Source organism: Saccharopolyspora sp. (assembly GCF_017434145.1).
GTDB classification, from domain to species: Bacteria; Actinomycetota; Actinomycetes; order Mycobacteriales; family Pseudonocardiaceae; genus Saccharopolyspora_C; species Saccharopolyspora_C galaxeae.
Map to the genome: position 1 here is coordinate 1 of NZ_JAFRFW010000028.1, position 1,818 is coordinate 1,818.

Below are 1,818 nucleotides of genomic sequence, written 5' to 3' on the forward strand. Positions count from 1 at the left end.
CACCGGGCGATCCACCCACCGAGTCGTGCAGCAGGTTCGCGCCGTCGCGCTGCCGCACGAGCCTGCCGACGCGCTCGACCTGGAACCGGGCAGCCCCGGCCTGGAGTTCGTGCGCTGCTACTACGACCCGGACGGCGAGCTGTTCGAGGCGACCGTGGGCGTGCACCCCGCGGAGACGTTCAGCTACCGGACCACGCTCGTGCGGTCCGGCCCCTCCGCGTAACTCGCGGTCCGTCGGTTGACAACCGGCCCAACCGCACCGCAATGTGTCTAGACATAAAATGTGTCTAGACACAGAGGGGTGTCGAGCATGGGATCAGCGGAGCAGCCGCCGCCGGGCCGCCGCCCGAAACGCCACTGGTACGCGGGAATCGGCAACCAGGTGCTGATCTCGATCGCGCTGGGGATCGCCGTCGGCGCGGCGTTTCCGCAGTTCTCGGCGAACCTGAAGGTCGTCGGGGACACCTTCCTGGATCTGATCAAAATCGGGGTCGCGCCGCTGGTGTTCCTCACCGTCGTCATGGGCATCACCGCGGCGGGCGATCTGAAGAAGGCGAGCCGGACCGGGCTGCTCGCGCTGATCTACTTCGAGGTCGTCTCCACCGTCGCCCTGCTGCTCGGGCTGCTGGCGGGCAACCTCTCCGGCGTCGGCATCGGTGCCGGGGCGCTCCAGGGAGCGGGCGCGGCCGAGGAGGTCCCCTCCGGCGAAGGCGGCGACGAAGGGTTCCTCGCCACGGTCGTGCCGGCCACCTTCGTCGGCGCGTTCAGCTCCGGCCATCTGCTGCAGGTCGTCGTGATCGCGGTGTTGCTCGGTATCGGCGTGCTGACGCTCGCGCCGCCGGTGCAGGCGCGGTTCACCGCGGGTCTGGAAACGGTCTCGGAAGGGTTTTTCGCGCTCATCAACGTGATCATGCGGCTCGCGCCGATCGGGACCTTCGGTGCGATCGCGTACTCGGTGGGCACCAACGGTTCGGCGATGCTGCTGGCGCTGGCCGAGCTGGTGGCGGAGTACTGGATCGTGGTGATCCTGTTCGTCCTGGTCGTGCTCGGCGGGATCTGCCTCGCGGCGGGGGTTAGCGTGCTGCGGCTGCTGCGGGCGGTGCGCACCGAGCTGACCCTGGTGCTCGGCACCGCCTCGTCCGAAGCCGGACTGCCTGGGCTGCTCAAGAAACTCCCGCGGATGGGCCTGTCCCGGCAGACGGTCGGCTTGGTGATGCCGACCGGATATGCGTTCAACCTGGACGGCACCTCGATCTACCTGGCGCTGTGCACGCTGTTCCTGGCCAACGCCTACGGCGTGCCGATGGGTGTGGAACAGCAGCTCGGGCTGCTGCTGATCATGCTGCTGACCTCGAAGGGCGCGGCCACGGTATCCGGCGGCACGTTCGTCGTCTTCGCCTCGACCGTGGCCGCCACCGGATACCTGCCGGTGGACGGGGTCGCGATCCTGTTCGGCGTCTACCGGGTGATGTCGATGGCCATTTCGGCCTGCAACACGTTCGGCAACGTCGTCGCCACCGTGGTCATCGCGCGGTTCAACGGCGACCTCGACCGCGCGCGGCTGCGCGAAGTCCTCGCCGATCCCGCCGTGCTCGACCGCGAAGCCGACGAGTCCGACCCCGCCGAACCGTCCGCGCGCACCACAGCCGCGACCTCTGGGAGTCCACAGTGAACAGCTCAGTCTTCGATTCCTTCCTCTACCGCGACATGTTCTCCACCGCCCAGATGCGCGAGGTCTTCAGCGACACCGCGTTCGTCGCGCGCATGACCGAAACGGAGGCCGCGCTCGCTCGAGCGCAGGCGAAGACCGGTGTCGTG

General features: G+C 68.5%; 2 protein-coding genes. Both read left to right on the top strand.

The window, feature by feature from the left end:
- On the top strand, nucleotides 1-223 hold a 223-nt coding region (locus IJH84_RS00775; RefSeq protein WP_295138998.1), incomplete at its 5' end, for a UTRA domain-containing protein.
- Nucleotides 224-310: 87 nt separating this feature from the next.
- Nucleotides 311-1,672 (top strand): cation:dicarboxylase symporter family transporter, encoded by a 1,362-nt coding sequence (locus IJH84_RS00780; RefSeq protein ID WP_295139001.1) that lies wholly within the window; start codon nucleotides 311-313, stop codon nucleotides 1,670-1,672.
- Nucleotides 1,673-1,818 lie beyond the last annotated feature (146 nt).